3 protein-coding genes are annotated in these 3,008 nt (G+C 69.0%); 2 read left to right on the top strand and 1 reads right to left on the bottom strand.

Annotated elements, in window-relative coordinates; genetic code table 11:
* A partial coding sequence (locus VFB40_RS21200; RefSeq protein WP_324853350.1) for a DUF6042 family protein occupies nucleotides 1–475 on the top strand: 475 nt, incomplete at its 5' end.
* Between the two features lie 625 nt (nucleotides 476–1,100).
* Here the strand turns inward: VFB40_RS21200 and VFB40_RS21195 are convergent.
* Nucleotides 1,101–1,724, bottom strand: a complete 624-nt coding sequence (locus VFB40_RS21195; protein ID WP_324853348.1) for a TetR/AcrR family transcriptional regulator — start codon at nucleotides 1,722–1,724, stop codon at nucleotides 1,101–1,103.
* A 208-nt stretch (nucleotides 1,725–1,932) separates the two neighbouring features.
* Between VFB40_RS21195 and VFB40_RS21190 the strand changes: the two genes are divergently transcribed.
* Nucleotides 1,933–3,008, top strand: a 1,076-nt coding sequence (locus VFB40_RS21190; protein ID WP_324853346.1) for an NAD(P)/FAD-dependent oxidoreductase, incomplete at its 3' end; no start/stop codon positions are given.

The raw sequence follows: 3,008 nt of genomic DNA, 5'->3' as shown, positions 1-3,008 counted from the left end.
CAGCACCCTGGGCATCGCCGAGCCGAAGACGATGGAAGAGGTCTACCCGTTCCTACTCGCCCTCGGCGTAATCGAGGAGTACCGGCGGGGCGGTACCGCGTGGGTCAGGTCCCTGGCTACCGAACTGGATCCAATTGACGTCTTGCACCTGGACAAGCAATCTGCCGCCGAAGAACGCGCGTGCCGCGGAGAGATGCGCTTCCTGGCTGTCGCATCCACAATCGCCGAGCAGTTTCGGGCTGCGGGCGGCCGTGACGCGCGGGTGACGACGAGCCTGGTGCGCCTCACCCGCCGCACTCGCCGCCCCGTCGAGGAACTGCGTCTATGCCTGACTGGCGGGGTAGATGCCGGAATCTTGACGTGCAACCAGGATGTCGGCGCGCTGGAGGAACACCGCATCTTCGAACTGACGATCTCCACCGACGACGGCGAGGCCGTGCGGGATTTCACTAACCAGTACCGGCTTGCCGCTTAGACGCTTCATTCAGGAGGTGCCATATCAGGTAGTTCGCTCCTCGCCGGGGGCGGGCGAGGCTGATCGCCGTCGCTTCGGTCATGGTCCGATCGGAGCGAAGTGATGGCCTGACTGAGAGGGTCGGAGGTTGATCCGGCCGTGGTCCCGGTGGCATAGCTGGGGCGTACCGCAGCCGCGACCCGCACCCAGCGCGGCTCAGCCGCCCGAAGCCCCAATTCCGGGATGCGACACAGAGCGCTTATCCGTTGCGATCGCATCTTCGCTGCGCTCTGTGCGGATGCCGAATGTGGGGCAAGACCCTCCCGGCGAGCGGGTCTACTACCTGTGCGTCAAAGACCGTCGACAGCACGCCGATCGGCCTTGGTTCGAGCACCACGCGCGCCACCTACACCGGGCCATGATCCTTCTCAGCGCCAACCGTCGTGCCGCTGCTACAAGGGCGGTGCAGTTCAAGCCTGCGACACCGCGCATGCGGTGGAGCAACTCGACTGGATGCGGGCGGAGTTCTTTGCCAACCGCCCAGACGACCGCCCGGCGGCGCGTAGACCTTCGGGCCGTGTCTCCGCGGCGTCGAAGTGGGCCGACCGCTTCAGATGCCGGTGCAACGAGGCCGGCTGTGCCCTTCTCAGTGGTGGCGCGGGCGGGGCAGCAAGGCGAACGCGCTCTCCGCGATCGAGGTCAGGCGGGCGGGGCTGTGGCCGCACGCGCCTGCGACATCGATCCCGCGGATGATGGTCCACAGAAGGTGCGCAAGGTCGTCGGGATCGGCGTCGGGGTCGATGTCGCCGTTGCGCTGCGCCGCTCGCACGCACTCGGCCACCGCTGTCACGACCACGGAGGAGCAGTCGTTGGCCAGGCGTTTCACCTCGGGGTCGGAGGCGCCGACCTCCAGGGCCATCTTGGCGCCGAAGCAGGCCGCCGCCGCCCGGTCGGGGGCGGGGGGGACGTCGGCGGCGAGTGGCACCCCGTTGACGGCGGCGCGGAGCAAGTACGCGTGCAGTCGTTCCAGGGCGCCCTCGTCCGGTCCGGCGAGTACCTTCGGCAACTGCTCCAGCCGGGCGAAGTACTCGGTCATCGCCTGCAGCAGCACGCCGTGCTTGTCGTCGAAGGCGGCATAGAGGCTGCCGCGGCCCAAACCGGTGGCGGCGCTGATGTCGTCGACGCTCGTGCCGTTGTAGCCCGAGGTGCGGAACTGCCGCTCGGCGGCATGCAGGACGTGGTCGCGGTCGAAGCTTCGTGGTCTCGCCATACATAGAAGGTAAGGCTCGCTCGCCGTACTTGACAACTCAGTACAGAACTGCCTAGGTTTCCAACTGTTCAGTACACAACCGTCCTGAGCTCACCAGACAGGCGTGGTTTGGGCTTGCAGGAGCGGTGTGGACCGCGTCGACCTGAGCCCAGGCGACTCGGCACAGCGCACGACGAAGTCATGACCGCAACCGTAGGGTGGGGGACGTATGGCACAGGCCGCGGACGCTGCGCGGACCGTCATCATGACCGTGGACGACGATCCCGGGGTGTCCCGGGCCGTCGCCCGTGACCTGCGACGGCGCTACGGCGGGTCGTACCGGATCGTGCGCGCGGAGTCCGGCGAGTCCGCGCTGGAGGCGCTGCGGGAGCTGAAGCTGCGCGGTGATCTGGTCGCGGTGATCCTGGCCGACTACCGGATGCCGCAGATGAACGGCATCGAGTTCCTCGAACAGGCACTGGACCTCTATCCGGGCGCCCGGCGTGTGCTGCTGACCGCGTACGCGGACTCGAACGCGGCGATCGACGCGATCAACGTCGTCGACCTCGACCACTACCTCCTCAAGCCGTGGGACCCGCCGGAGGAGAAGCTCTACCCGGTGCTCGACGACCTGCTGGAGGCGTGGCGGCGCAGTGACTTCCGGCCGGTGCCGAGCACCAAGGTCGTCGGTCACCGGTGGTCGGCGCGCTCGTCGGACGTACGGGAGTTCCTGGCCCGCAACCAGGTGCCGTACCGCTGGTACTCCACCGAGGAGCCCGAGGGGCAGCGGCTGCTCGCGGCGGCCGGGCAGGACGGGCAGCGGCTGCCGGTGGTGATCACGGCGGACGGTACGGCGCTCGTCGAGCCGGAGGTGCCCGAACTGGCCGCGCACGTGGGGCTGGCGACGACACCCACGGCCGACTTCTACGACCTGGTCGTCATCGGCGGCGGGCCGGCCGGTCTTGGCGCGGCGGTGTACGGGGCCTCGGAGGGCCTGCGGACCGTCCTCGTGGAGCGGTCGGCGACCGGCGGGCAGGCCGGGCAGAGCTCGCGGATCGAGAACTACCTGGGCTTCCCGGACGGTGTCTCGGGCGCCCAGCTCACCGACCGGGCCCGTCGGCAGGCGGCGAAGTTCGGCGCCGAGATCCTCACCGCCCGTGAGGTGACCGGTCTGGAGAGCAGCGGGGCGGCCCGGCTCGTACGGTTCGCGGACGGGTCGCAGATCGCGGCGCACAGCGTGATCCTGGCGACCGGTGTGTCGTACCGGAAGCTGGAGGCGCCGGGCGCCGACGAGTTGTCGGGCCG

This window comes from Actinocrinis sp., from assembly GCF_035650855.1.
GTDB lineage: Bacteria > Actinomycetota > Actinomycetes > Streptomycetales > Catenulisporaceae > Actinocrinis.
The sequence above is the reverse complement of the archived record's forward strand: the minus strand, read 5'-3'. Positions and strand labels throughout refer to the sequence as shown.